The following is a 26,776-nucleotide window of genomic DNA, read 5'->3' on the forward strand; positions in this document are numbered from 1 at the left end:
TTTCTTGACCTTCCCATCCTCACGGTACGATTCCCGCAGAAGGGTAGATCGATAGATTTTTTTACCGGATTTTGACTTGTTCTCTACAATATGCATGTCCACCATTGTACAGATAACAACCATTATCCGTCAAGTATATTGTCGTATAATAACAATATATTAGTGACTACATATTTATTAAAAATACAGCCTTAACAAACTATGTATTAAGCACTTATGCGTTTTGGCAGGGGTGAACATCCGTTGCAAACAATGGTTGTCGTAAGTCTTTTTAATTAATGGATCACAAATTTACGGATTTCCCAGAAAAAGAGTATATCAACGGAGTTATCTATAAGTATGAACGATTGTAACTATTCAGCTTAAACGTGGGGATTCCCTGTATCTTGCAGCTTATTTTTTGGCAGGCGATGCAATGCCCTACACATTGCTTTCGTTAGCAATTACCCTTCAGATTTTTTTAACTGACCATATATCATTAAAGCCTGATCAAAAACCTTCATATTGAACGATTTATTTTGCTGATATGATTGTCTGTTTAAAAAAAATGCGGAATAATCCTTTAAAAAACATTTCAGCCGGTGATGTTTATCCGTATGGAGAATGATATCGCGCGTATTCATATCTTGTCTGACGATGCCGAACGGAGATATTTCTTCTATAAACACCTTTATCGTTCGCATCAAAATTGCTAAATCATCGGTTGAAGAAAGATGCTGGTCTATTGGCGTCCAGTTATCTGGCAGTTGATAAATGAAAAATTCGTCTTTTGGCCATCCGGATGATATTCTCTTAAATATCCCTACCGGAACAGGAACGTTAATTCTCAGCGCAAACAAGGCATTCGCATGCTTCCACAAATCTACTGCGCCTCTAAATCGCTTTTGGTATGAAGGCATTTTTGTAAACCGTACTATCTGATATTGCTTGGCCTGCACTGTACCATTAACCATTTGGTCTGTCGTCGCTAATAGTATCCGTATCGTTTCCTGAGAATATGCTTTTCTATACCTGCCAAAGAATCCGGCATTTTTAAAAATGCCAAATTTTCTATTCTCATGAATACATTGCTGCACAAACTTTTTCGAATCCTTTTTTTGCAATGCGAATGTCAGGGATTCAATTCGTTTTGCCAGTTGTTTGCAATATACATAATCACCTTCGACGTATGTCATGAGAAAACGAAGACGCTCCGTATTGCAGAATATCCCTTTTGCTCTATTCAACTTTGCCAGATACAAAATACTTTGTTTTTCCAAAAGACTCCCGCGTTGTATTGATACCCTTTCAAAATCAATTAAAATAATCCTTGTGTCCCCATCACGCTTAAAAACTAAGAAATTATTTAACGAATAATCATCCTGTTTTATGCCGGAATCATGAATAAATCTTGATAGTTTGCCAAATTCTTTTAGAACAGACCTTCGTTCTGCAAAACAATTATTGTCTCTAAAATAATCGTTTAAGGTATGAGAATTTTCGATTTTTTTTATGATAAGGTATGATTTTTTAATGAAAAAACATTTTTGTTCGCCAAACGCAACGGGTACTTCCACAGGAACGCCCTTTGAAGCGGCAAGGTACGTCATATAAAACTCCCTAAATGCCTTGGTTCGTTTAAACAATTGCTTCAATTGCTGAAATAGTGAAGGATATTTATAAATCTTAAGAATAAAGCTATATGCTTCATCTGATTTAACAACTTCAAACCCGGCAAGTATTTTAAACCTATCTTCTCTATTAATTTTGATCGTGGTATGATTGTTTAACGTTTTGAGATGTTTGAGGTGTGATACAAGGAAAGTAAACTGCTCATGTACCAGCCATTGGTTGTTGCTTTCTGTATAGGATATATATTCTTTGAACATTGTCTTTCTTTCGTTATAATTACATTAATCTATTGTTTACACCGCTGGAATTCAAGATTTTTTATCTTTATAAACACAAAGGATGAATATATTTTTATCGCATACCGCCCGTAATGCTCAAAAGATAATACAAAACGCTTTGGAGCAAAACCGGCATGAACTCTTAGAGCCGGAAGCAAAACAACTACTTGGAACATACGGAATCGTTACTACCAGATTTTTAGTTGCCTCATCTGCCCATGAAGCAATCCAGGCTGCAAATTCCATAAAATACCCTGTCGTTCTCAAAATCATATCCCCTGACCTCAGCCACAAAACGGATGCAGGCGGAGTAATGTTAAACATACAAAATGATAAAGAAGTTGCGGCTGCATACGAAAAAATCTTTAAAAACATTAGTAAAACTGTACCGGATGCAAGGATATATGGAATCCTCGTGGAAGAAATGTCAACTCCCTCAACCGAAATTATTGTAGGCGGCCTGAGAGATCCGCAATTCGGACCAACAGTGATGTTCGGGATAGGAGGTATTTTTGTTGAGCTTTTTAAGGACGTTTCCTTTCGTATCGCTCCCGTAGAAGATTACGAAGCGCTTGACATGATTCGCGAAGTAAAAGGCGCCAGACTTTTAAGCGGATTTAGAAATGCAGCGCCACTGGATATTTCAGAAATATGCCATATCATTATTCGGGTATCAGATATCATGATTTCTAATGAGGAAATTAAAGAAATAGATCTTAACCCAATCCTTATTTACCCGAAAGGGACAAAAACCGTTGACGCAAGAATTGTCTTATCGAAAAGGGAGTAAACTGATTACGTGAAATTAAAAGATACCAGTTTTTCTGTCAGGGCGGAACGCGCTATCCTATTCAGAGCGCTTTCTTATCCCAATATTATTGACCTTGATGAAGAACCTTTGGAAGAGTTAAGCAGATTGGCAAAAACTGCAGGAGCAAACGTAATTTATACAGTAATCCAAAAAAGAGCGCACATAGACCCATTGTATTATATTGGAAAAGGAAAGGCGCAAGAGCTGCAAAAAATAGCGGTTGAAATGGACGCAGATGTACTCATTTGTGACGATAACCTTACCCCCGCACAGGTAAAAAATTTGGAAAAAATCATTGAAAAAAAGGTAATTGATCGTAGTGAGTTGATTTTAGACATATTCGCCACAAGGGCAAAGACCCACCAAGCAAAACTTCAGGTAGAATTAGCTCAGTTGGAATACACAAAACCAAGACTTAAACGGATGTGGACACATCTTTCACGAATTGAAGGAGGAATAGGCACAAGGGGGCCAGGAGAAAAACAACTTGAAGTAGATAATCGTATTGTTTCAAGAAAAATACATGATCTTAAAAAACGATTGGGTGAAATAGAAAAACGGCAACAGAGAGTAGTTGCTTCAAGAAAAGAATTTTCTACCGTATCCATCGTCGGTTACACTAATGCCGGAAAATCTACCCTAATGAACGCCCTAACCGATGTTGATGCCATGGTAGAAGATAAACTCTTTGCAACATTAGATACAAAAACAGGTATATGCAAACTTGAAAATTCCAAAAATATTCTTATCAGTGATACTGTTGGGTTTATACAAAAATTGCCGCACTATCTTGTTTCTTCATTCAAGGCAACGCTCGAAGAAACCCGAAACGCGGATATTTTATTGCATGTCGCGGATATCAGCTCCCCGCATATTCATAAACAAATAGAATCCGTAAATATAGTATTAAAAGAACTTGGATGTGAAAAAAAACCAACAATTATTGTATTGAATAAAATCGATGCACTGAAAGATGAATCTGTTATCCCTTTACTGAAAAATCGCTATAAGAATTGTATTGTCATTTCTGCAAAAACATGCCAGGGGATACCGGCGCTGAAACAAAAGATTGCCGAAATACTGGAAAAGAGACTTCTCAATATAGAAATCTCATGTAGTCAGGAAAATGGCAAATTAATAGCCACCCTTCATGAAAATGCCCACATTCTAAACCGCACATCAGACGACCGCCGATTAACATTCCATCTTCAGATAGAAGATAAGTTCCTTAGTAAATTACTGAAGTTGCATGATGATATTCAAATAAAGGAATTAGTCCCTTAGCAAAATATCTTTACAAGGAAGAAATATGCGAAATGTTTTTACTTGTTTTTATTCTGAACAAAACAAAAATAGTAGTTGAAACGGCAAATAGTATAATGCTTATTATCTGCGCAATGGTAAAGCAGTTAAAATATAATTGATTATCTCCCCGAAGTGCTTCCATACAAAATCTTATAATGGGATACACCATGCCAAAAAGGAGCACAATCTCTCCATTTCTTTTTCGAAATCTGAAAAAACTGTTGAGAATAAAAAATAATGCTATATTTGAAAAAAAAGCATACAATTGTACGGGATGAACCGGTAATGAATGCAGAGCGGAAAGGAGAACCAACCCATGTTGATAGTGATAAATAAATACCGGACTGCCATCAACCATGCCTTGACTATCAACTGTCCTGGGAAAATAAACTGCCCACGGCAGATTAAGTGAAATCTTGCCAAAACAGCATCCATTCAAAAAACATCCAATACGTCCAAAGGCTAATCCCAGTGCAGTAGATGGCGCAATAATGTCTATCACCTTTAATACGGGCAACTTTCGTTTTCTAACAAAAACGAATAGCATAATAATTGCGGCAAACAATCCACCATAATACACCAGACCACCTTCATAAATTTTGAATATATTTAATAAATTATTTTTATAATCTTCATAAAATTGTATTACAAAAAACAACCTTGCCCCTGCTATTCCGGCAAAAATCAGATATATCCCCAAATCTGTGATGGCATTAGGGTCGATACCTTCTTTCTTCGCCCTCCAGCGCGCAACGGCTATGGAAACAAGAAATGCCACCATTAACATGAACCCATAGGAGTATATAGGTACGCTTTGGGAGAAAAAAGGGATAGGGATTTCGAATAAAATCCGTCTCATGTTGGCAGGTTTTTGATGAGTTTATTTTTTGCGTCAACCAAAATAATCTTTGGTTTCCATCCTATAGCGTCTTTGTTATTGATAAGGCAATATGCAATAATAATAACACGATCTCCAGGTTGCGCCCATCTTGCAGCTGCCCCGTTTAAGCAAATTATCCCGGAGTCTTGTTCTCCTTCAATGACATATGTTTCTACTCTTGTTCCATTATTTATATTCAAAACCTGCACCCGCTCATAATGCAGAATATCTACCGCAGTGAGAAGAGACTTATCGATGGTAATGCTTCCGTTATATTCCAGATTGGTTTCAGTTACCGTAGCGCCATGTATTTTGGATTTACACATCTCTCGCAGCATAATTTGCCTCAAAAAATGAAAAAGCCGTCATCGACAGCAAAATAAAGAAATGAAATACTCTCAAATAAGCAAGAATGATATCATAAAATCGGTGAAAAATCACTATTGTTTCAACTAAAATTCATGCAGTATTATCTTTGCCCGACGGGCGGATAGAAACTCCGAACACATATTTTTACCAAGTCCACAATCTCTTCATCTTTTAGCTTGCCTTTAAAGCCTGGCATTTTTCTTAATCCATTTCCTACATGAATAATCAATCTCGAATCCGAAGCATTATCCTGCCATTTCACATTGTTAAAATCAGGAATATTAAAGAATAATCTGCCAACAAGACTCCCTTTTCCATTCATCTTATGACATTTTTGGCATTCTCTTTCGAATACTTCCCAAATAGCTTCTCTTTCCAGTAAAATTGTCTGTTTTTTATAGCATCCCAAAAAACAGGAGGAAAAAAAAGCGATGAATAAAAAACAATATTGATAATTTTTCATTTATTACTCCTGTAATTATTATCGTATACATGCATAACCAAAAATCTGCTTAAAGTGGAGTCCCGATTCTATCTCTGTATTGTCAAAACAACAATAAAAAAACAGAAGGCATAACCTTTTATTAAGCATTATACCTTCTGTTTATTACAATACTTTATCAAAAGTCTAAAATACTATTCAACCAAACAATCAGCGCCCTCGTGTTTACATGCTGCCTTGTCCACGTCTCCCGGCTTTCTCTTCCAACCCAGGAGCAAGTCGGTATATTCACCGTGCTTCCAGAAATCGTATGCCTTATGCTTTATCCCCACTCTTTCTTCCAACGCCCTTATTCTTCTAAGTTTGCTTGCTTCCGCCTTTACCTGAATCAACCAGCGGTCCTGCAGAAAAGCGCCTTTACCATAAGTAGCGCCATACATTGCTCCGTGTGCCATTGCCTTGTAAACGGCATTGGTAATATACACCAGCATCTCAAATGCCGTCCGCTCTATATCGGATACATTATACATCCTGCCTTCACCACCAATGAGACTAAAGGTATAATGTCCTGCGTAGTCAGGCGCCAAATCTTTCGGCATCGGATCCAGCATCCCGTCATTATAAAGGTCAACCACTATTTTCATGGCTTCACGCCATTTTGTAAAACTGACTTTTATCGCTTCATCCATCGCCTCAAGTTGATCAGCCGCAAATCTTGGAGAATGGCACCCTTTGCATGTGTTTATCCAACTCTGTCTGGCCTCCTTATATTTTGGGGCGCCCCTGTCGACCAATGATGTGCCCATGTGACTATTAACTGTGGAGAATTTCTGTGCATTATGTTCGCCATCTCTCATATGACAATATGCACAAGTGGGCGTTTTGTAATTTTCAGGTTTCATGGGTTTTGTCCAGTCCCACGTATGCTGCTCCGACTCATAAATCATCCCATGATAGGATTCCCTGTACATTTCGTATTCATAATGGTCCAAACCTGTGTGGCAAATACCACAATTGTTTGGTTTTCTTGCTTCAGCTAAGGAAAAATCATGCCTGGTATGACATCCGTCACACCTGTTCTCCGCTATCCCATGACATGTAGCACAGGCAGTAACCTCGGCTGCAGGCTTTGCAATCTGCCACGGGGCTTCGATTGTACTCACATGAAAGGCATAGGTGTGCGAAGCCATTGCCCCACCACGATGCCCTTCTTTTTGCTCCGGATGACACTCCCCGCAGTGTTGCCATGAAGGCATGTATAATTGCTGGTGATTGTTGCCATGGCATTTATCACAGCCAACCACCTGTTCTACCGCAGCATGTTTACTCTTCTTCCATTGAGCTACAATACCGGGGGTCTGGATCGTATGGCACATAAGACATTCGCCGTGCGTGAATTCACCTCCAATTGCCTGGTTTGGTGTATAATAATGATCAGGATCGTACCATCTCATAAGAGGTAAAAAACTAAATAATTTCCCAAATTTGCCTTCGCCAGGCAATAATTCCTTTGGCGGCGTATATGTCGCTGTTAAACCTAAATGATACACATCTCCGGAGTTGTCTGGCCCGATTTTCTCTCCGGTAAGTTCGGAAATAATTTGTTGTATGGTTCTGGCATCTTTAGGATGAGTGTCAGCCATATCTTCTTTGACGACAGGGGCATGTTTTTCTTCCTGTTTTTCAGAAGCAGGTGGTTCTGCTTTTTCTTCTGGTTTTTCCTGCTTTACAATTTCTTTTTTCTCTTCTTTTGGAGTCACAGTCTTTTGTTCGGTTTTTGTATCTTTTATCTCTGCGGTAGCATCCCTTTTTTCTGATTTTTCAGATTTGGAAGAAATTTTTTCTTTCTTTTCTTTTTTTTCCTTTACGTTAATTTCCGCATCTGCGTGTACAGACCTGAAACCAAACCATGCGCCAACAAAAAGGACGAACAGGCACACCACCACTGCGACTTTTGAAAATTTATACATACTCTATGCCTCCTTTGTACATTAATTAATTTTCCTTGCTGAAAACCATTATTTTTTTACTATCTCAACCTTCCAGATATCCGGTCCTTGCTCGATATATTTCCATTCCATTTGACCGGGACGCTCCGCTTCTAATTGGTACTTTAAAGGTTTTGGGTCATGATCATTTATCAATACCATCATCTCTCCCGCTCTTAATCCATCAAACGTATTAAAAATTTTTGGATGTCGCTCTCTTGGTATAATATTTCTCACGTCCAGTATAATTCGGTCTTCAATATTCATCTATTCTCCTTCTCAAAAATATTTCTTACGGTTGCGGTATAACATACTGCAATATAGTCATTTGTTTACTTGCTTTTATTTCAAACTGTTCAACGCCTTCAAAAATTACTAACGAATCCGCCTTAAGGGTACTGGTATCAGACCCCTGCGTTAAAGAACCATTGCCCGAAACAACTAAGAGAATTACCTGCGAATTCGTTATTTTCGAAATAACTTCCTGGCCTTCTTCCATGCACAACAATTCCAGCAGGAGGTTGTTACTCTTAAATAATGTGTCCGATAAATAACTCTGCTGTGAAAATTTTACTTTTTCTTCTAAAACTATTTTACCCATGTTAATACCTCTACCCTCCTGCGCTTACTGCTAAAACGACCATTCTTTCAAGACACTTCATCCCCCGAGAAGAACCCTCAGGCGCAACAATAACCATTCCTTTTTCCATTGTGATTTTCTCATCATCCAAGGTAAAAATCCCTTTGCCCTCCTTCACATAAAATATACCTGCAGAATTCCCGCCGTGTGGAGGAATTACTTGCCCCGGCTCCATGCAAATGAGAGGCATTTTAACTTTCGGGGAGGCATACAGAATATTGGGAATAAAATGATCTTTGTGGAATGTTATTTTTTCTTGCAGGTCAATATGTTTCAATGTTTATCTATCGTCCTCTTAAATCTTTTTAAAAATTAAATTATATACTTATCAACTATTTTTCCGTTTATAGACGCACAGGCTATTTAACTATTATGTCTTATTTATTTCCTTATATGCGGCTTCATTTAGCTCCTGCACAAATTTATCAACATCCGTATTATGCATCATACATGCCAAATTTATATCCTCCGTACCAAAAGAGGGGCAATCAAAACAACCCTTTCCAAAATACTTTGCAAAAACTTCTTTAGTCGCAGGGTATTTCTTTGTCACTTCCCCTGTACTCATTTTTTTTGTAATAAGAACTTCTTTCTCCATAATTTAATCCTCCATACATTGTGCGCGTGAGTGCGCAAGATTTCTTTCTATCTCCTGCAAAATATCATTTGCAACCTCTATTGCCTTTAAACCTTCTTCTCCGGAAACTTCCGGTTCCTTGTTTTCCAAAACACACGTAACAAAAGACTCTAGTTCTTTTTTTAGTGGTTCGTAATCATCCATTTTAATATGTTCTACCTTTAGCAAATCTCCAAACACATGGCTTTTTAGGTCTGCAATGGTCGAAACATCCATCTCTGAAATATTAAGCGCACTGAGGGTTAGTTTGGGGGATTTTTTATATATTAACCCTTCTTTCTTCTGATAATCAATGGAAATATATGAGTCTTCGGAAAATAATCTCACTTTCCGCATAGGCTGAATAGACACCCTGCTGGCAGTGATGTTTGCCACGCAGCCATTCTGAAATTGAATGCGTGCATTTGCAATATCCTCTTTGTCGGCAATAACATTTACGCCAACAGCATCAATTTTTTTTACCTTTGAGCCTGTCATATTCAGTATTATATCTATGTCATGTATCATTAAATCCAGGACAACGCCTATATCGGCAGATCGAAACGTGAAGGGACTTAAACGGTGGCACTCTATAAATCTTGGATTGGAAGAGATTTTTTTTATTGCAACAATAACCGGATTAAACCTCTCAATATACCCCGCCTGAAGCACAAGTCCTTTCTTCTTGCTTAGACTTATTAATTCTTTCGCTTCAGATACAGTTCCTGTCATTGGTTTTTCAACGAGGACGTGAACACCATGAGTAAGGAAGTCTTTTGCAATTGCGTAATGCGATTTTGTGGGAACAGCAATACTTACGGCAGAAACCTTATCTATTACATCCTGATAATTTACATACCATTGTGTATTATAGCGCCGGGCTATTTCTTCTGCTTGTTTGTTCAGTGCATCAACCACTCCAACCAATTCGACGCCTGGTAATTCGGCAAATACCCTGGCATGCTCTTTCCCTAAATGGCCGACACCTATTACCGCAACCTTTAACTTATGCATACTTACCTTCTAATATTGCCAAAAACAAACCACCCTTCTTCTCCTTAACGTGGTTGAGAATACACCAGACTACGAAACAATTGCGGACGGCGACTTTTGGTTTTGTGGTAACAATTTATTTTTTTGAAAAAGTAGAGGGTAAGGGAGGCCTTTGCGCGGGGTGCACGGAATATAAAAAGACATTGCTTTTATTGGAGTTTTTCAAAAAACTAAATTACTACTTGGGGTGAAACTCTCAGTATTTCTCTATAACGCCCATGCTTACCTTTTTCAATATTTCTCAGAAATGTAATCAGATATTCAACTTCAGGTGAAATGTATTCTTGTTTCTCTAATTGCCCCAAAATTTTATTTCTATTCAACTCATCAGAACGAAATAATACACGGAATGAATCTTTAATCTTATCAATTTGCTCTCCGGAAAACCCCTCTCTTTCCAGCCCGATTACATTAACCTGCCTTATTCTTGCCGGGTGCCCTTCAATTATTACGTATGGAGGCACATCCTGAACGATTCTTGTGTGTCCGCCTACATAAGCATAACGACCTATCGTCACAAATGGTTGTATACCTACTAAACCCATAAGTTTAACCCCTTTTTCCAATACAACATGTCCTCCCAATAACACACCATTCGCCAGAAGGACGTTATTTTCTATTATGCAATCATGGGCAACATGCGAACAAGCCATAAAAAAACAATTGTTGCCTATTACCGTTTTCCCACCACCGCCAGCGGTACCTCTGTTAATGGTGACCCCTTCTCTCACAATGTTATTATCTCCCATAAGCAGCAAAGATTGTTCGCCGCAATACTTAAGATCTTGTGGTTCAGCGCCCAATACCGCATTTGGATGAATAACACTATTTTTCCCTATAGTAGTATGTCCAATTACCGTTGCATTATTCTTTATTACGGTCCTATCACCGATGGTAACATGTTCACCGACAACAGAAAAAGGACCAATTTCGACATCGCTGCCTAATTTAGCACCGGGGTGAACAAGTGCCCATCGATGAATTTTCATTGCGTCTCCCCGTTTCTTTGTTTTCTTGAAATGATCAGGCCATTTTATTCATACCTGAATCTTGCCTCATTGCTTACCACTGAATAGTGTACCTTGTAAACGCTACCTCGAACAGTTGCTGCCATCGTTTTATACAAAAGGTGAATTTAATCCATTTGTTTAAAAACCTGAAACAGCGTATTCTCTCTAAACCTTCATTTATTAACGATTATAAAGGAAGATACCAAAAATATTATGTAAGATTCAGACAATAATTCATGCCTTACATGCGATATTTGCTATTTTTCTTGCCAATTCTGCGTTCAGGAAATGTCCGGATCTTTTTGCCACGATGTGTCCCTTAACAACAACATTGGCCAAATAAAGATCTCCGATAAGATCCAAAATTTTATGCCTAACATGTTCATTCGGGAACCGTAATTCTGCAGGACTCATAGAAAGAGGTTTTGTTATCTTTCCATCTTTCTGTATTACGTAGCTATTATCGTCCGTGACGCCTTTTCCCAGCCCAAGCTTTTTGAATTCTTCTACGTAGGTACTCAGACCAAACGTTCTGGCGGAAGCAACTTCTCTGGAAAAATTTTCTTCATTAAATTCAATTTCATATTCATATGTTTGCGGATCTATAAAAAAACCATCAAAGTCCAGGGTATAGGAAAGCAACAATCCCTCATTAATAGGCGACGCTATAATACTTGCATTTCCATTGCTCACCATAATAGGCTCTCGAATTATGAATATATGTTTTTCCCCTGCTAATGCAACAATGGTGGCCTCCTTCAGGATATCCATAAAATATTTGGCGCTTCCATCGCCTGCAGGCATTTCCCGTCCATGGATTTCAATTTCTATATTGTCAATGCCTAATCCGGCAAGAGCGGCCATTACATGCTCTATCCCTTCAACTTCGGCATCATCCTTCTTCAAAAAAATGCGTTTTGCAGTGTTTGATAAGAAGTGAACATTCGCGGGTATTATTGGACGAGATGGCAGGTCGACACGCACAAAATGTATTCCGGAATTCACCGAGGCTGGTTTAAACTTTATTCGGACACTTTCCCCCCGAAACATGCCCCAACCAGAACACTCTGCAGGTTGCCCAATTGTTTTTTGCAAGTTATCCAAAAACTATTTCCCTTTGTCTGCTTTGGAATATTTTTTGTTTAACAGATCTATTACATGATTTGTAATATCTACGCCATCAGAGTGATATAAAACAGTTTTTATCCCTACTTTAAATTGCATTTCAGAAATACCCCCACTTTGTAATTCAGCATCTTCCTTTTTAATAATTAAATCGTAACGATTTTGTTTTCCTATTGCCTCTATCTCCCTTAAAACTTCCGAATACAACCGTTCAAACGATTCTTTATACGTTCTCATCAGACTCTTTTCAGCAACTTTCGCATAAGATTCCAATTCTATATTTTTCCTTTCAAATTCTTCTTCATACTTTTTTCTATCCTTGCTGCCAAGATCCAATAGTTGTATTTTGTCCTTCAGGCCCACCAGTTCCTTTTTTTTATCATTGATTTTGGTTTGATATGATTTTTCTTCTTCTCTTAAATCAGCATCATATTGTTTTCGTTTTTCATATTTTTCAAACACAATGTTTAAATCTACCACTCCGATTTTTAAACCACTTGCAGGGGTATTAACATTTTGAGCCTGTACCTGATTCGTCAAAACCATACATAAACTCGCCATAATTACAACACAAACACAAATACACTTTATACCATTCAAATAATTTTTATATTTCATACTTAAAAGCTGCCGCCCCCTCCAAAATTAAATGAAAATCCCTGGGTTTCATCCCCTTCTTCTTTCATTATTGGAACACCATAATCAATTGAAACAGTTGATTGGCCGAGGAAAGGAATATTCAACCTTAAACCAAGCCCTCCCGACATCCTGAAACGATCAAAATTGAAATCCGCCAAAGATTCATCTGCTTTTCCTGCATCAACAAATACTGCCATACGAACAATATCTTTATACAAAGGCACCAAATATTCAGTATTAAGCAACATTAAAAGTTCCCCACCTACCTGTTCATCTGTTTTCTCATCAATGGGTGCGACGCCTCTGTATTTAAAACCCCGAATAGACCCATAACCTCCTGCATAAAATCTTTCAAATATCGGAACGTTTTCTCCCGATGTGGACTCGACCACCCCAATGGTTCCCCCATAAGCGACAACATGTTTTCCCCACTTAGGTACCTCAAAAACTGTAGTATATTTTTTTGCCTTTACATCGTATTTTACAATATCCACATCTAAGCCTGCAACCTCGAACGATGTATTAATTGCATATCCTTTTGTTGGCATGAATATATTATCTGTTTTATTCGCCTGTGCAGAAAAGGTAACTCCCGTTTTCCAATTACCCCCCTCGACATCTAACACATCCTGCGGTGTGTCATTCTTATCTTTCCTTCTTTCAATACCGATCAATTCAAATGACGGGCTCACTTTCACATAAACATCCCTCACCAGTTCTCTCCCCACAGAGATCTGCGCTCCGGCGCTTTTTTGCTGATAAAGGTTATACCACCTGCTATAGCTGGATAAGCTTGCTCCTGCACTATAAGGGGAATCAAATATCGCGGGATCCGTCAAAGAAATAAGGATTTCAGTTCTCTGAAAGCCGGGACTGAAACGCAACGTTAATATTTGTCCTGCGCCGCGAAATGCATTCCCGCTCAGAAAATCATTCCAGCCCTTTGGAAAATCAAGAACATCAAAATTTCTATCTGTATATGAAATATCGCCAAAAGCGCCGACATTTGCCCCATACCCTCCGCCAAACCTTAGCATGCCGGTCCTTCCTTCTCTTACTTCAACTATTAAATTTTTCTTGTTTGGCACAGAGCCTTGTTCAAAACTAATTCCCGCAGGCATTCCAGAATCCATATCAAAATACCCCGTGTTTGCCAATCGTCTCTGGCTATCACGTATTTTTTCGACATTTAACCGTTCACCCGGATTAAAGGTTAGCTGCCTGCGAATAACATTGTCCCTTGTCTTATCGTTTCCGATAATCTTTACTTTGTCTATATAGTACCTGTCACGCTCCTCAATATCAAAAAACACCTTTACTTTAGTTTCATCAGCAGCAAATATGTGTTTTTCATTAACACTAGTTGCAAGATATCCCTGCGCACCATAAGCAAGCCGGATTTGATATGTATCCTTTTCCACCGCGTCTAAAGAGAAAGGGGCGCCTTCCTTCAATTTTAATGCAGCTTTCAATTCATCTGCGGTAAATATTGTTGTACCACTTATTTCTAATGTATCTACATAATATCTTTCCCCTTCTTTTACGTGTATGGTAATGTACATCTCACTGTCATCGTTTTCATATGTTATCTCCCATCCAACATCAACATCCAGCCATCCATTATTCATGTAAAACTCTTTGATTTTAACCATATCAGATGCAAATACATCTTGTTCAAATCTTCCGGGAAACATTATTTTCGGGAATCTCTTCTTGCGGGTTTCCATTTGCTTAAGGAGTTTTCTGGGTTTATAACTGGTATTACCCTTAAAATCAATATCGGCAATACGTATACGGGGACCTTCTTCTATATTAAAGATAACCGTTGTTTCTCCATTTACCACCTTGGACTCCGCATGTACCTGCATTCTGGAAAAACATTTTTTCTTATATAAATCCCGTATTTTATCTTCATCCAACTTCAGCAGATGATGCTTTAATACGTCTCCCTCTCTTATCCCAATTTCTTTTGCCAATTTTTTGGATTTAATCTTTTTATTACCCGAAAACAGGATCTTGTCAATTACTGCACGTTCAGAGACAAGGAAAATCAGGTTTAACCCATCGGCTGTCTCTTCTATTTCAACCTCTATGTTTTCAAAGAACCCCAGTGACCAAATAGCATCCACATCCTGACTTACTAGGTTAGGGTCATACACGTCACCTTCCTTCGACCGAATGATGCTTCTTATTGCAGCATCACTAATCCTTTTGTTTCCTCTGACTTCAATTTTTTTTAGAATATGCGTGTTTTTATCCAGATTTTCATCGCAAGAAACCTTAACATTTACAAAACACAAGACCAAAACAAGTGCCACAATTGTCTTAGCGGTAGTTAATAAAACCTTGTCCGGTTTCATTCGATTCCTGAAGACGAGAAATTTTCAAAACGCATACAATGTGAGAGAAAAGTCAATTTTATCGTTCCTGTAGGCCCATTCCGCTGTTTTGCTATAATCAGTTCTGCGGTACCATCCTTTTTTTCGGGATTAAAATAATCTTCTCTGTGTAACAAAGCAATAACATCCGCATCCTGTTCAATCGATCCTGATTCACGAAGATCTGACATCCTTGGTCTGTGCCCCTCCCTAGACTCCACAGACCTGTTCAACTGGGATACCGCAATTACCGGTATTGCCAGTTCTCTGGCAAGAGATTTTAAACCCCTGGAAATTATAGAAATCTCCTGCTGGCGATTTTCTCCACGAGGCGATTCCATCAATTGCAAATAATCTACCGCAATTAGTTGAATATCGTATTGAGCTTTTAATCTCCTTGCCTTTGCACGCACTTCCAATACTGTCAGCCCCGGTGTATCTTCAATAAAAATAGGCGCTTCGGAAAGAGACCCTAACCCATTTGAAAGTGCACTCCATAATCTATCATCATCTTCCAGAAATCCTTTTCTTAGTTTATGCGCATCGATCTTTGAGTGAGAACAAAGCATATTTTGCGCCAACTGCTGGGCAGACATTTCCATAGAAAATATTGCCGCCGGTTTTTTTTCTACCACCCCAATATGTTCGATAATATTCATAACAAAACTTGTTTTCCCCATGCTGGGCCTTGCGGCAACAATAACAAGTTCGGAAGGCTGCAATCCGCAGGTAAGGTCATCGAAATCGTAAAATCCGGTAGATAACCCCGTTAACCTGCTTTCCCTGTCATGCAGATTCTCAATACGGCTAAAGGTTTCTTTCAGTATTTCATTTAATTTAATGGACGATGCGTTAAATTTTTTCTGCGTAATCTCAAAGATCGCCCTCTCAGAGGAATCAAGTAAAAAGCCGGTATCAACGGCACCTTCAAATACCTGTTTTTGAATATTTGCGGCAACTTCAATGAGATTTCTTTTTATGGCATTTTCCCGTACTATATTCGCATAATATTCTACATTCCCAATAGTTGGAACCGCTTCCTCAAGTTCCACCAAATACTCTGCTCCGCCAACATTCTCAAGTAAGGAACGCTTCTTTAATTCTTCCCGCAACAAAACCAAATCAATGGCCTGCCCCTTATCATACAAATCTATTATGGCCTGGTATATGCTCTGGTGCGCCGTTTTATAAAAACTTTGCTTATTCAATATTGGCACAACTACATTTATAACCTCATTGTCAAGCAACATGGCGCCAATAACACTCATTTCGGCGTCCAGACTTTGAGGCAGCGTACGTTCAAGCACCGATTCTACTGCCATATATTTGTCCCTTTAAAAATCAGACAACATCCTCTTCTTCATTCACCACTTGCACTTTACATGTTGTCTTCATTTCAGCGCTTAATACAACCGCAACATCATATTCGCCGCATTCCTTTACAGGATTTTCCAGTTTAATCATATCCACATCAATTGGTATCCCCTGTTTCTTCAGCACATCGGCTATATGAACAGACGTAACGGAACCAAACAACCTTCCTTCTTCATTCACCTTTGCAGGAATCCTGCAAACGGCGTTGGAAATAGTCTCCAAAATTTCCCGCAATCTTTCGCATTCTTCTTTCAGTTGTATTTCAATTTTCTTTTTTGCCTTCTCCAGTTGCTTCAAATTCCCTTCGGTAACGTAAGTGGCCATTCCCCTGGGCAACAGATAATTCCTCGCATACCCTTTTTTTACTTTAACAACATCACCGATCCTGCCAAGCGTGTCAATATTTTTTGTCAATAATAATTCCATGGAAAAATAACCTCCTAAGTTACGTATGGAAGCAAAGCCATAAACCTTGCTCTTTTAATGGACATTTTAACAGAACGTTGATGCCGGGCACAATTCCCCGACCGTTTTCTTGAAAAAAGTTTCCCCCGGGTAGTTGCAAGTTTCTGTAAATTTTGGATGTCCTTATAATCAACCTCCTCGACCCCCATTCTGCAAAATCTGCATTTGCTTGTTTTATTAAATATTTTTCTTGTCATAGTATTTAACCTTCTTATAAAAAATGTCTACGTTTACATCAAAACGGTATCTCTTCACCATTGATGTCCGAAACCATATTTTCAGACGTCGTATCTGAATTTGCGCTATCCAGTGATTGCCCCAAATCGTCTTTTGGCCGTTTGCCTGCACCGCCGCCAATGAACTGAAAATTATCCGCAACTACACGCAATGTACTACGCTTTTGTCCTTCTTTTGTTTCCCACTGATTAAATTGCAAGCGGCCTTCGATAAAGATAGGGCTTCCCTTGCTGAAGTATTCGCCAATAACTTCAGCTCTCCTGCCAAACATACTGACATCTACAAAACAAACTTCGTCCTTTTGTTCCCCGGTTTTGGACGTCCATTTGCTACTCACAGCTATCGCAAAACTTGCCACTGCCAACCCTCCTGCGGTATATCTCAGTTCAGGATCTCTCGTAAGGTTTCCCATAAGAAATACTTTATTAAGGCTTGCCATTCCTTACTCCTTTTATCTCTAACTAAAATTTTTCTTATTTAAACGACCGTCAGTATCTATAGTACGAGATGATTTCTTTTCTATAATAAGACTAGATTTAAAGTTAAACGTCTCCAACAGCTAAAACAGGTTCACATTTTTCTGCTGATAATACTTCCTCCGTTTTAGGCTCTTTTTCAGCTTCTTTATCTGAAAAACCTTCCTCAATGCCGGCAGCAGATAATTCTTCAATTACAGTATCTCTTAGTATTAAAGACCGAATAAGAAACTCGGATAACTGAAAATCCCTTTTCATCTGCGTAATGGATGTGTTTTCAGCATTAAAATGTATCAATAAGTATGTGCCGCGTTTGTGACTTTTAATCTTATAAGCTAATTTTTTCTCTCCCCATTTTTCAGTCTTTAAAATTTCCGCACCATTCTTTGCCAAAATATCGTGAATACTTTTTACTACGCCGTCCCAGTCGGAATTGGCGGGGACATTGTCAATCAGAAACAAACCCTCATACAATCTCAAATTCTCTTCCTCCTAACATTATTCATAAAAACCTTACATAAAACAAAAAAATTAGTTATTTTCATTCATACAACTTTCTATCCCCTTGTAAACCCATGTTTTCAAGGCTTTGCATGCTTCCTGAAGGGATTTCGCTATTTCAACATCTTCTTCTGCAGAAAACATTGAAAGGACAAAACGGCTCGTATCATTAAATTTGGGACGTCCTATTCCTATTCTCAAACGGGGGAAATCGGCAGTCCCTAAAGATGACGCAACTGATTCCAAACCACGATGCCCACCGCAGCCACCGGAGCGCCGAATACGTAATTTGCCGAATGGGAGATCTAAATCATCACATACGACCATAACATCCCTAGGTTGACATTTGTACATATTTACCGCTTCCTGAACTGCAATGCCGCTTAAATTCATAAATGTTTGTGGCTTTAGCAATATAATTTCTTCATGTTCCACTTCTTTTTTACAAAACAGAGATTGAAATTTATGCTGAAACCCTCCCATTCCCAGTTGTTGGGAAAATTCATCAATTACCATAAAACCCAGGTTATGCCTCGTCCTTAAATACTTCTCGCCGGGATTTCCCAGTCCAACTATCATCTTCATCAACAAATTCCATACTACGATTTTTCTGAAGCACCAGCTTCTTCTTTCGGCTTTTTAGTGATTACTTCAGGTCCGGCAATCAATTCTTCTTCTGATGCCGCTTTTTCCTCCGCAGCATGGTGCACAGAAACAACAACCGATTCTGCATCGGATAAATATTTAATACCTGCTATAGAAGGTAATTCTTTGACATGTATAGACTTACCCATTTCAAGTTCAGATACATTTACCTTAATATCCTCAGGAACAGCCGCAGGGAAACATTCTATCTCTATATTTTTCATAGTCTGGGTTAACACACCGCCCGCTTTCACTCCAACAGCACTCCCTGACAGTATTATTGGCACTTTTAAAGTCACCCTTTCATCCATAGAAACACGCGCAAAATCTACGTGCAATACCTTGTCTGAAAGATTATCATATTGGACATCTTTTATAAGAACAGACTCCTTTGTCCTGTCGTAAGCCAGATTGATCATACGAGCACCGGCATTTAAAACACGCCCGAATTCACCGCCATCAACGCTCAAAAGCACATTATCTTCTTTGTGGCCGTAAACCACTGCAGGTATATGTCCGGTCGCCCTCAGTTTTCTCACCGCCTTGGTTCTTTTTAATGTTCTTTTTTCCGCCTTCAATTCTAAAACTTCCATCGTTTTACAACTCCTAAAAATAACCTATTAAACAAATAAAGAGCTTACCGATTCATGATGATGTATTCTCATGATCGCATCTCCTAACAGACCTGAAATAGAAAGCACTTTAAACTTATCGCCAGTCGCTCTTGCTTTTTCAGAAAGCGGTATCGAATCAGTTATCACTATTTCTTTTATCGGGGCAGCTGACAATTTTTCTATCGCTGAACCGCAAAAAACCGGATGAGTCGCTCCGACATATATTTCTCTGGCGCCTTTTTCTTTCAGGACATACGCCGCTTGTGCAATAGACCCACCCGTTGCAATTAAATCGTCGATCATAATCACATTTTTATTTGCTACCTCTCCGATTATAAATCCTACCTCTGTCTCTTCAGGCCCTACCCGCCTCTTGTCAACGATTGCCATCTTCACACCCAAGCCCTTTGAATAATTCCTGGCGAGTTTTATACCTCCGACATCGGGAGTAACCACCACCAAATCTTCTGTCTTTAATTGTTCAAAGTATTTCATCATTACAGGAAATGCCAGCAGATGGTCTACAGGAATGTCAAAAAATCCCTGAATCTGAGCGGCATGTAAATCAAGGGTTAGAACCCTGTCAGCCCCTGCCGTAGTTATGAGATTTGCTACCAATTTTGCCGTTATTGGTACACGCCCTTCATCTTTTCTATCCTTTCGCGCATAACCATAATACGGCAGCACCGCAGTAATACGCGCGGCAGATGCCCGCTTTAGACAGTCTATGAATATAAGAAGTTCCGTTAAGCTTTCATTGACAGGTGCGCATGTTGGTTGAACCAAAAATACGTCAGCACCCCGAACATCCTCATTGACCTTCAGGTCAATTTCGCCATCGGGAAAACGGCCAACGTAGGCATTCCCCAGATTGATCGAAAGGTGTTCGCAAATTTTTCTTGCCAAATCAGGATTTGCATTTCCGGAAAAAATTTTCAAATGATCTAACTCTTCTATCCTTCTCTTTTTGTCCATTTCTCTACCTTAAAAAACTTGTTTTCCATTCTTCCCACTGCTTTTTACAACTGTACCATCGCTCACTTTCGTGCCAGATTCCAAATATGCAAATGGTCCTATACGACAATACCGGCCAATAACTACATTTTTGTTTATATAAGAAAAGGGATAAATTTTCGTTCCCGCCCCAATTTCCACATTATTTTCAACAAATGTGCTTCCTGTGTCTACTATAGTTACCCCGCTCTCCATAAAACCCTGCAGAATCTCATCATGCCTTATTTTGTTAACGATTGCCAATTCTTGCTGGGTATTTATCCCTAATACCTCAACAGCGTCATCCGCCTCAATTCCCTCTATTTTTTTCCCCTTATTGTGTAATATTGAAATGATGTCGGTTAGATAAAACTCCCCTTTTTTATTGTGTGGCTGAACCTCGCTCAATCCTTCAAGAAGGGCTTTCGTTTTAAATGCATATATTCCAGCGTTGATTTCATTAATTGCTAATACATCACCGTCGGCTTCACTTTCTTCTATAATTTTCGCTATACTACCATTTTTATCCCTATATATCCGCCCATACCCTTTTGGTTTTTCCAGGCGTGCGGTTAATAATACAACATCAGCCGCAGTTTCATTATTTATGCTTATCAGCCTTTTCAGTGTCCGGGGTTTAATAAGAGGCGCGTCGCCATTTAAAATTAAAACGATGTCCGCCGAACTATTAATTCTCTCTTTTACCGCAATAACGGCATGTGCTGTTCCTAATTGTTCCCGTTGTTCTACTATTTCAACAGGTAATCCCTCTAAACTTTCTCCTACTTCTTCTTTTTTGTCACCAACTACTATGATTATCCGGGGAATTTCAGCCTTTTGCACAGAGCAAATAACACATTCAAGAAGGGTGCTGCCGCATACTTCATGCAAAACCTTTGGCAATGGTGAACGCATTCGCGTACCCTTGCCAGCAGCCAAAATAACTGCCGTAATCTTTTTCATCTTTGTATTGCAATACACAAAATCATAAAACTACTGCAACTTACTCATTCCCTAAAAATAGAATGGCTACCCGGGGAGGACTCGAACCTCCAATGAGAGAACCAAAATCTCTAGTGTTACCATTACACCACCGGGTAGCATTCTGCTCTACTATTTTTTATACAATGATACTATGGATTGCACATCGCGTTATTCTGTACTATTCCGCCGTTAACACAGCGCCTTTATCCGCCGATGTAACACATTTTGCATACCGGGACAACACCCCATGTGTTATTTTTGGTTTTGGCGGTTTCCATGCTTCCTTTCTACGAGTAAGAATTTCCTTCGAAACATTCAAATTTAATGTGCGACCTGGAATATCTATCGTTATTTCATCACCATCCTCCACCAAGGCAATGGGACCCCCAACCATTGCTTCAGGCGATACATGCCCAACGCAGGGACCTTGCGTTCCCCCGGAAAAACGCCCATCCGTAATTAAAGCAACGGACTCTCCTAACCCAAGTCCCACAAGCGCCGCCGTAGGAGACAACATCTCTCTCATCCCAGGCCCCCCGCGCGGACCCTCATATCGTATCACGACCACCATGCCTTTGCTAATCATGGAATCCATAATTGCATTCATTGCAGCCTCTTCACTATTGAAAACCTTTGCCTTCCCAGTAAACTGCATCATGTTTTCGGATACAGCGCTCTGCTTTATCACGGCACCATCGGGAGATAAATTACCATATAAAACAGCTATCCCACCTTCTTTATGATATGCGGCATCCTTTGACCTTATCACCTCGCCATCGTTAATTATGGCGGATTTCGCTATCTCTTTTGTATTAAACCCGCTTACGGTAATACAATCGTACAGGTCATCCTGTAATCGATTCATTACGGCGGGAATGCCGCCCGCATAATATAAATCTTCAAGCAAATATTCGCCACCAGGCTGCAAGCTTGTTATATGAGGTGTTCTTGCACTAATTTCGTCAAACAACTTCAAATTTGCTTCCACGCCAGCCTCGTTTGCAATCGCAGGAATATGCAAACAGGAATTTGTTGACCCGCCAAGCGCCATATCTATCATGATCGCATTTTCAAATGCTTTACGCGTCATAATCTTTCTCGAAGTAATATCTTTTCTTACAAGATCTACAACCCGTTGGCCACTTTTATAGGCAATACGTTCCTTCTCCGCCGAAATTGCAAGAGAAGCGGCGCATCTTGGCAGAGACATACCTAACGCCTCCGATACACATGCCATCGTGTTGGCCGTATATAACCCCTGACATGATCCAGCTCCGGGACAAGCATCCATCTCTAAACACGACAATTCTTTATCGTCAATTTCGCCTTTACGTCTTCTCCCTACCGCTTCAAAGGTATCTTTCACCAGGGATAACTTTTGCTTTCCATAACGTCCGGAAATCATAGGGCCAGCAGTAACAACAATCCCGGGGATATCCAATCTTGCGCAGGCCATCAACATTCCCGGCGTTATTTTGTCGCAATTTGTAAGCATCACCAACCCATCCAGACAGTGAGCACTTACCACACACTCTATCATATCTGCAATCAGATCCCTTGACACAAGAGAATAATGCATTCCGCTATGCCCCATTGCAATGCCGTCACAGATACCCGGTATACCAAAAACAAAGCTTACCCCTCCTCCCGCATGGATGCCTTTTTCAATGGCCCTCTCCAGCGGACGCATATGGACATGTCCGGGAATAAGGTCGGTAAAACTGCTCGCTATTCCAATGAACGGTTTATCTAAATCCTCTTTGCTTAAACCAGTTGCGTATAAAAGTGCCCGTGCAGGAACACGCTCAAGACCTTTCGTAATTTTATCGCTTCTCAATTCCATGCCATTCCAATCTATGTAAACCTTTATCTGCCTATAATATTGTGAATTTTCATTATAGCGAAAAGCTTACTATTGTCAAATCAAAACTACCTTATGCTTTGGCAGTATAATTAGCTACAAACCAAAAATAATATGGAGATTCCCCCCTCTTTTAGATCAACTATTTTAATAATAATTACCCTAATATATTTCCACAACTGGATTTTCGCTTGACTTCCCTATAACACCACGTTTAAACTTTTGAGCGGCAATGATGCTTATTCCGTATATATTTTAACATTAAGAGTTTAGCGCCGTATAGGTACTGTAAGGGTTCACAAATAGAGATTTCTAAATTAGATTTACTTTTGTTGACATAAATAGTTATAGCATTTCTGAAATCACATTTTGTGAACTTCTTGAGTATAACTGGAGAGAAAGTCTCACACAACTAGCCGGATAAACATTCATTTCATTACTAAATTATTAATCCCTGGAAATTCGAGGAGCATTTTATGGACCATACTGAGCAATTGCAAATATCACAGATAAAAAGGGCAGGGTTGCATAGAAGGCTGTATGATTGGACGCTACATTGGGCACATACTCCCTATGGTTCCATTGCCTTATTTATACTGGCGTTTTGTGAATCTTCTTTCTTTCCCATTCCCCCGGATGTACTCTTAATGGCGCTTGCATTCTCAATCGCAAGAAAATCCTTTAAATATGCCGCCATTTGTTCCGTGGGGTCCATATTGGGCGGTGGTTTTGGATATTTTATAGGCTTCGGGTTGTTTGATTTTGTTGGAATACCAATCCTCACCACCCTTGGGCTTATAGAAAAATTTGATTATGTAAAAGAACAATACAACACCAATGCCTTTTCCGCCGTTGCCATTGCGGGGTTTACCCCAATCCCATACAAAGTCTTTACCATTGCGGCCGGGGCTTGCAAAATTAATTTGTGGACATTTTTAATTGCGTCAGCAATCAGCCGGTCGGGAAGATTCTTCATAGTTGCCGCTCTCATTTGTATTTTTGGGCCAAAGATAAAACATTTTATAGAAAAATACTTTAATATTATCTCCATTGCCTTTGTCGTATTGATAGTAGCCGGTTTTTTTGTCATCAAATTACTTAAATAAGGAAAGTACCATGAAACACACAATGGTTATATTCACATTTTTCATATTTACCTTAATATCTTCCTTTTCCTTACTGCTTGCGAAAACGGAACCACCTCAGACGTGGGAGTCACAAGTTGCAGGGAGGTTTTATCCTGGCAATGAAGCGGCATTAAAAGGCCAAATAAATGAATTTCTAAATGAGGTTTCCAGTCAAAAATCAAATGGAAGACCCCTTGCGATCATATCCCCCCATGCTGGATATGTTTATTCCGGACAAGTTGCAGCCTATGGTTATAGCGCTATAAAGGGACATGGATTTAAGAGGGTGATTGTGCTTTCCCCTTCCCACAGTGGGAGGAGATACCGGGGCGCCTCAATATTAAAAGCAACCAGCTATAAAACGCCTCTAGGGAAAATTTCTATTGACCAGGAAGCATGTGATTATTTGCTTAACACCTCTTTCACCGCAGAATCAAAAAATAAACGCAACAGCAGCCCCCTGAAGCTATTCGGAGATTATGACGGCGCATACAAGGGAGAACATTCTTTAGAAATGCAACTACCCTTCCTGCAAATGACCTTGGGGGATTTTAATCTGGTACCCATCATGATTGGCATATTGATCGATAATGATTTTGACAAAGTTGCAGAAGCCATTCGGCCATTGCTGGACGACAAAACACTGCTCGTCGTCAGTTCTGATTTTACCCATTACGGCGATGCGTACCGATATGTACCATTCAGAGAAAATGTGGAAGAAAACATAAAGATTCTTGACTATGGCGCTTTTGAAAAGATTCTTAATAAAGATTTTGACGGACTCAGGGAATATAGAAAACAAACGGGAATAAATGCCTGTGGAATATTGCCTATTTCAATTCTTTTAAAACTACTGCCAGATAGTGCAAAAGGACAAATTCTTCATTACGATACGTCAGGGCATCAGACAAATAATTTCGTCTATTCCGTTAGCTATGCATCCATTCTTTTCACAAAAGAGGCGGAAATCAAATCAGGCGAATATCACCCGCAAGAAAAACCACAAACGGAAGGGCAATCCATTTGTCTTTCAGAAAAAGAAAAGAAAACACTCTTATCGCTTGCCAGAAACACTTTGGAAACGTATGCAAATACAGGTGCTTCTCCTGAAATTGATTTGCAGCTTTTCACACAAACGCCAAGGCTTTTCGAAAAATATGGCGTGTTTGTAACATTAAAAGAACAGGGGCAATTGCGCGGGTGCATTGGGTATATCCTTCCCAAAACCTCCCTTTGCCAGGCGGTAGTTGAAAATACCATCAACTCCTCTGCAAAAGACAATAGATTTCTGCCGGTAACCCATGAAGAAATGAATGACATTGATATAGAAATTTCCGTTTTGAGTCAGCCAAGAAAAATAAGCGGACCCGAAGGGTTTACCGTTGGACAGGAAGGCATAGTAATTCGTAAAGGATATGCAAACGCAGTATTTCTTCCACACATTGCCGCTGAACAGGGGTGGGACAAAACGGAAACCCTTCAACATCTCTGCAAAAAAGCCGGATTACCCATAAATGCATGGAGAGACAACGATATGGAGTTCTTTGTTTTCACGGCAGACATATTTCACGAGGCAATAGGAATTTAAAATAGTTTGCCTGCAGTTTTTGCCCAAAACGTATTGAAGCTTCTTATTAAACAGATTTTTCTCTATCGGAGTATATTATTGGAAGAAACTGCAAAAAAAATACTCTTGGAAATTGCCAGAAAGAGCGTCGCGTCCGCGGTAAAAAAAGAACCTGCCCCGGACTTTTCCTATGATCATCCTGATATTCAGGCAAAACAGGGTGTTTTTGTCACTATAAAAAACCGGGGAAAGCTTCGTGGCTGCATTGGCCGGTTTGTATCTGATATTCCACTCTACAAGCTTGTTTCTGAGGTGGCAATTTCCTCAGCGACTGAAGATTCACGTTTTTTCGACAATCCGGTTACCTCGTCTGAACTTGACCAAATTAACATTGAACTCTCCATCCTATCTCCGCTAAAACGTATCACAGACCCCTTTGATTTTGAATTAGGAAAACATGGCATGTACGTCAAAAAAGGCTTTCAATCAGGATGTTTTCTTCCCCAGGTGGCAACTGAAACCGGATGGAGCAAAGAAGAATTCCTTTCCCACTGTTGCTCCGGCAAAGCGGGTTTGCCCAAAGAAGCCTGGAAACACAGAGACATCGAAATGTATACCTTTACCGTTGAAATAATCAAAGACGACCGATAATCATATTCACCCTAAATCCTGCAAACGATTTTCGCAATGCGAAAATCAGTATTTTCCACTACCAAGATTGGCAAAAAGCGATAACAGATATCCGTTTTTTAGCAATTGTGGTAGCGCTATTGTACTACTTTAAACA

The 26,776-nt window shown here is 39.5% G+C and carries 29 protein-coding genes and 1 tRNA gene; 5 read left to right on the forward strand and 25 right to left on the reverse strand.

The genetic code is table 11. The features are described 5' to 3' along the window. Positions 1-443 precede the first annotated feature (443 nt). Positions 444-1,868: a lipopolysaccharide kinase InaA family protein gene (locus tag QZT26_RS07425; RefSeq protein WP_295101450.1), complete on the reverse strand. Its 1,425-nt coding sequence runs from the start codon at positions 1,866-1,868 to the stop codon at positions 444-446. 82 nt (positions 1,869-1,950) lie between these two features. Here QZT26_RS07425 and QZT26_RS07430 point away from each other — a divergent pair, with 82 nt between their 5' ends. Continuing rightward, a complete protein-coding gene (locus QZT26_RS07430) occupies positions 1,951-2,679 on the forward strand; it encodes an acetate--CoA ligase family protein (protein WP_230405691.1) in 729 nt (242 codons plus the stop codon). Between the two features lie 9 nt (positions 2,680-2,688). Continuing rightward, positions 2,689-3,984, forward strand: a complete 1,296-nt coding sequence (hflX, locus tag QZT26_RS07435) for a GTPase HflX (protein ID WP_099326095.1) — start codon at positions 2,689-2,691, stop codon at positions 3,982-3,984. 10 nt (positions 3,985-3,994) lie between these two features. Here hflX and lgt read toward each other — a convergent pair whose 3' ends face one another. From lgt to ilvD, 24 genes are all read right to left on the reverse strand, one after another. After that, positions 3,995-4,864, reverse strand: coding sequence for a prolipoprotein diacylglyceryl transferase (gene lgt, locus QZT26_RS07440; protein ID WP_099326094.1), 870 nt, complete (start codon positions 4,862-4,864; stop codon positions 3,995-3,997). Continuing rightward, entirely contained in the window at positions 4,861-5,223 is a 363-nt protein-coding gene (panD, locus tag QZT26_RS07445; protein WP_099326093.1) for an aspartate 1-decarboxylase, read from the reverse strand. Before panD ends, lgt begins: the two co-directional genes overlap by 4 nt. Before the next feature lie 131 nt (positions 5,224-5,354). Continuing rightward, positions 5,355-5,717, reverse strand: a complete 363-nt coding sequence (locus QZT26_RS07450; RefSeq protein WP_099326092.1) for a cytochrome c — start codon at positions 5,715-5,717, stop codon at positions 5,355-5,357. Positions 5,718-5,890: 173 nt separating this feature from the next. After that, positions 5,891-7,666: a multiheme c-type cytochrome gene (locus QZT26_RS07455; protein ID WP_230405693.1), complete on the reverse strand. Its 1,776-nt coding sequence runs from the start codon at positions 7,664-7,666 to the stop codon at positions 5,891-5,893. A gap of 48 nt (positions 7,667-7,714) precedes the next feature. Further along, positions 7,715-7,951, reverse strand: a complete 237-nt coding sequence (locus QZT26_RS07460) for a DUF2249 domain-containing protein (RefSeq protein ID WP_169703460.1) — start codon at positions 7,949-7,951, stop codon at positions 7,715-7,717. A gap of 25 nt (positions 7,952-7,976) precedes the next feature. Continuing rightward, on the reverse strand, positions 7,977-8,285 hold the full coding sequence (locus tag QZT26_RS07465; protein ID WP_099326091.1) for a hypothetical protein: 309 nt from the start codon (positions 8,283-8,285) through the stop codon (positions 7,977-7,979). 10 nt (positions 8,286-8,295) lie between these two features. Next, positions 8,296-8,601, reverse strand: a complete 306-nt coding sequence (locus tag QZT26_RS07470; protein ID WP_099326090.1) for a cupin domain-containing protein — start codon at positions 8,599-8,601, stop codon at positions 8,296-8,298. Positions 8,602-8,694: 93 nt separating this feature from the next. After that, positions 8,695-8,922, reverse strand: coding sequence for a DUF1858 domain-containing protein (locus QZT26_RS07475; RefSeq protein WP_099326089.1), 228 nt, complete (start codon positions 8,920-8,922; stop codon positions 8,695-8,697). Positions 8,923-8,925: 3 nt separating this feature from the next. Next, complete coding sequence (locus QZT26_RS07480; RefSeq protein ID WP_099326088.1) at positions 8,926-9,954, reverse strand: Gfo/Idh/MocA family oxidoreductase; 1,029 nt, start codon at positions 9,952-9,954, stop codon at positions 8,926-8,928. Between the two features lie 209 nt (positions 9,955-10,163). Then, entirely contained in the window at positions 10,164-10,982 is an 819-nt protein-coding gene (gene lpxA / locus QZT26_RS07485) for an acyl-ACP--UDP-N-acetylglucosamine O-acyltransferase (RefSeq protein ID WP_099326087.1), read from the reverse strand. 255 nt (positions 10,983-11,237) lie between these two features. Beyond that, complete coding sequence (gene lpxC / locus QZT26_RS07490) at positions 11,238-12,107, reverse strand: UDP-3-O-acyl-N-acetylglucosamine deacetylase (RefSeq protein ID WP_099326086.1); 870 nt, start codon at positions 12,105-12,107, stop codon at positions 11,238-11,240. A 3-nt stretch (positions 12,108-12,110) separates the two neighbouring features. Then, positions 12,111-12,746 carry an OmpH family outer membrane protein gene (locus QZT26_RS07495; RefSeq protein ID WP_099326085.1) on the reverse strand — a complete coding sequence of 212 codons (636 nt, stop codon included), beginning with the start codon at positions 12,744-12,746 and terminating at the stop codon, positions 12,111-12,113. A gap of 2 nt (positions 12,747-12,748) precedes the next feature. Continuing rightward, positions 12,749-15,127 carry an outer membrane protein assembly factor BamA gene (gene bamA, locus QZT26_RS07500; RefSeq protein ID WP_099326084.1) on the reverse strand — a complete coding sequence of 793 codons (2,379 nt, stop codon included), beginning with the start codon at positions 15,125-15,127 and terminating at the stop codon, positions 12,749-12,751. Then, complete coding sequence (gene dnaB, locus QZT26_RS07505) at positions 15,124-16,467, reverse strand: replicative DNA helicase (protein ID WP_295101458.1); 1,344 nt, start codon at positions 16,465-16,467, stop codon at positions 15,124-15,126. The genes bamA and dnaB overlap by 4 nt, the downstream gene beginning before the upstream one ends. Positions 16,468-16,486: 19 nt before the next feature. Then, complete coding sequence (gene rplI, locus QZT26_RS07510; protein WP_099326082.1) at positions 16,487-16,945, reverse strand: 50S ribosomal protein L9; 459 nt, start codon at positions 16,943-16,945, stop codon at positions 16,487-16,489. A gap of 14 nt (positions 16,946-16,959) precedes the next feature. Next, on the reverse strand, positions 16,960-17,181 hold the full coding sequence (rpsR, locus tag QZT26_RS07515; protein ID WP_099326081.1) for a 30S ribosomal protein S18: 222 nt from the start codon (positions 17,179-17,181) through the stop codon (positions 16,960-16,962). Positions 17,182-17,219: 38 nt separating this feature from the next. Continuing rightward, entirely contained in the window at positions 17,220-17,660 is a 441-nt protein-coding gene (locus tag QZT26_RS07520; protein WP_099326080.1) for a single-stranded DNA-binding protein, read from the reverse strand. 103 nt (positions 17,661-17,763) lie between these two features. Continuing rightward, positions 17,764-18,177 (reverse strand): 30S ribosomal protein S6, encoded by a 414-nt coding sequence (rpsF, locus tag QZT26_RS07525; RefSeq protein ID WP_099326079.1) that lies wholly within the window; start codon positions 18,175-18,177, stop codon positions 17,764-17,766. 51 nt (positions 18,178-18,228) lie between these two features. Next, positions 18,229-18,783, reverse strand: a complete 555-nt coding sequence (gene pth / locus QZT26_RS07530; RefSeq protein WP_099326078.1) for an aminoacyl-tRNA hydrolase — start codon at positions 18,781-18,783, stop codon at positions 18,229-18,231. A gap of 14 nt (positions 18,784-18,797) precedes the next feature. Then, entirely contained in the window at positions 18,798-19,436 is a 639-nt protein-coding gene (locus QZT26_RS07535; RefSeq protein ID WP_295101461.1) for a 50S ribosomal protein L25, read from the reverse strand. 27 nt (positions 19,437-19,463) lie between these two features. Further along, complete coding sequence (locus QZT26_RS07540; protein ID WP_099326076.1) at positions 19,464-20,432, reverse strand: ribose-phosphate pyrophosphokinase; 969 nt, start codon at positions 20,430-20,432, stop codon at positions 19,464-19,466. Positions 20,433-20,441: 9 nt separating this feature from the next. After that, positions 20,442-21,413 carry an NTP transferase domain-containing protein gene (locus tag QZT26_RS07545; RefSeq protein ID WP_295101462.1) on the reverse strand — a complete coding sequence of 324 codons (972 nt, stop codon included), beginning with the start codon at positions 21,411-21,413 and terminating at the stop codon, positions 20,442-20,444. Between the two features lie 63 nt (positions 21,414-21,476). Beyond that, a tRNA-Gln gene (locus QZT26_RS07550) sits at positions 21,477-21,550 on the reverse strand. Between the two features lie 62 nt (positions 21,551-21,612). Continuing rightward, complete coding sequence (gene ilvD / locus QZT26_RS07555; RefSeq protein ID WP_295101464.1) at positions 21,613-23,277, reverse strand: dihydroxy-acid dehydratase; 1,665 nt, start codon at positions 23,275-23,277, stop codon at positions 21,613-21,615. A gap of 494 nt (positions 23,278-23,771) precedes the next feature. Here ilvD and QZT26_RS07560 point away from each other — a divergent pair, with 494 nt between their 5' ends. The 3 genes from QZT26_RS07560 (at position 23,772) to amrA (ending at position 26,640) form a co-directional block, all read left to right on the forward strand. Beyond that, positions 23,772-24,401: a VTT domain-containing protein gene (locus QZT26_RS07560; protein WP_164995401.1), complete on the forward strand. Its 630-nt coding sequence runs from the start codon at positions 23,772-23,774 to the stop codon at positions 24,399-24,401. A 10-nt stretch (positions 24,402-24,411) separates the two neighbouring features. Then, positions 24,412-26,010, forward strand: a complete 1,599-nt coding sequence (gene amrB, locus QZT26_RS07565; RefSeq protein WP_295101467.1) for an AmmeMemoRadiSam system protein B — start codon at positions 24,412-24,414, stop codon at positions 26,008-26,010. Between the two features lie 78 nt (positions 26,011-26,088). Beyond that, positions 26,089-26,640, forward strand: a complete 552-nt coding sequence (amrA, locus tag QZT26_RS07570; RefSeq protein WP_157820644.1) for an AmmeMemoRadiSam system protein A — start codon at positions 26,089-26,091, stop codon at positions 26,638-26,640. Positions 26,641-26,776: the final 136 nt, after the last annotated feature.

The sequence above is a fragment of the uncultured Candidatus Kuenenia sp. genome (assembly GCF_900696675.1).
GTDB classification, from domain to species: Bacteria; Planctomycetota; Brocadiia; order Brocadiales; family Brocadiaceae; genus Kuenenia; species Kuenenia stuttgartiensis_A.

Coding starts and splice junctions, on each gene's coding strand:
- lpxA (WP_099326087.1), bottom strand. CDS start 10,982: ATGAAAATTCATCGATGGGCACTTGTTCACCCCGGTGCTAAATTAGGC.
- QZT26_RS07430 (WP_230405691.1), top strand. CDS start 1,951: ATGAATATATTTTTATCGCATACCGCCCGTAATGCTCAAAAGATAATA.
- QZT26_RS07545 (WP_295101462.1), bottom strand. CDS start 21,413: ATGAAAAAGATTACGGCAGTTATTTTGGCTGCTGGCAAGGGTACGCGA.
- dnaB (WP_295101458.1), bottom strand. CDS start 16,467: ATGGCAGTAGAATCGGTGCTTGAACGTACGCTGCCTCAAAGTCTGGAC.
- amrB (WP_295101467.1), top strand. CDS start 24,412: ATGAAACACACAATGGTTATATTCACATTTTTCATATTTACCTTAATA.
- QZT26_RS07450 (WP_099326092.1), bottom strand. CDS start 5,717: ATGAAAAATTATCAATATTGTTTTTTATTCATCGCTTTTTTTTCCTCC.
- ilvD (WP_295101464.1), bottom strand. CDS start 23,277: ATGGAATTGAGAAGCGATAAAATTACGAAAGGTCTTGAGCGTGTTCCT.
- QZT26_RS07520 (WP_099326080.1), bottom strand. CDS start 17,660: ATGGCAAGCCTTAATAAAGTATTTCTTATGGGAAACCTTACGAGAGAT.
- QZT26_RS07495 (WP_099326085.1), bottom strand. CDS start 12,746: ATGAAATATAAAAATTATTTGAATGGTATAAAGTGTATTTGTGTTTGT.
- QZT26_RS07540 (WP_099326076.1), bottom strand. CDS start 20,432: ATGGACAAAAAGAGAAGGATAGAAGAGTTAGATCATTTGAAAATTTTT.
- rplI (WP_099326082.1), bottom strand. CDS start 16,945: ATGGAATTATTATTGACAAAAAATATTGACACGCTTGGCAGGATCGGT.
- panD (WP_099326093.1), bottom strand. CDS start 5,223: ATGCTGCGAGAGATGTGTAAATCCAAAATACATGGCGCTACGGTAACT.
- QZT26_RS07535 (WP_295101461.1), bottom strand. CDS start 19,436: ATGGAAGTTTTAGAATTGAAGGCGGAAAAAAGAACATTAAAAAGAACC.
- QZT26_RS07480 (WP_099326088.1), bottom strand. CDS start 9,954: ATGCATAAGTTAAAGGTTGCGGTAATAGGTGTCGGCCATTTAGGGAAA.
- QZT26_RS07560 (WP_164995401.1), top strand. CDS start 23,772: ATGGACCATACTGAGCAATTGCAAATATCACAGATAAAAAGGGCAGGG.
- QZT26_RS07455 (WP_230405693.1), bottom strand. CDS start 7,666: ATGTATAAATTTTCAAAAGTCGCAGTGGTGGTGTGCCTGTTCGTCCTT.
- rpsR (WP_099326081.1), bottom strand. CDS start 17,181: ATGACAAGAAAAATATTTAATAAAACAAGCAAATGCAGATTTTGCAGA.
- pth (WP_099326078.1), bottom strand. CDS start 18,783: ATGAAGATGATAGTTGGACTGGGAAATCCCGGCGAGAAGTATTTAAGG.
- QZT26_RS07465 (WP_099326091.1), bottom strand. CDS start 8,285: ATGGGTAAAATAGTTTTAGAAGAAAAAGTAAAATTTTCACAGCAGAGT.
- lgt (WP_099326094.1), bottom strand. CDS start 4,864: ATGAGACGGATTTTATTCGAAATCCCTATCCCTTTTTTCTCCCAAAGC.
- bamA (WP_099326084.1), bottom strand. CDS start 15,127: ATGAAACCGGACAAGGTTTTATTAACTACCGCTAAGACAATTGTGGCA.
- QZT26_RS07475 (WP_099326089.1), bottom strand. CDS start 8,922: ATGGAGAAAGAAGTTCTTATTACAAAAAAAATGAGTACAGGGGAAGTG.
- QZT26_RS07460 (WP_169703460.1), bottom strand. CDS start 7,951: ATGAATATTGAAGACCGAATTATACTGGACGTGAGAAATATTATACCA.
- QZT26_RS07425 (WP_295101450.1), bottom strand. CDS start 1,868: ATGTTCAAAGAATATATATCCTATACAGAAAGCAACAACCAATGGCTG.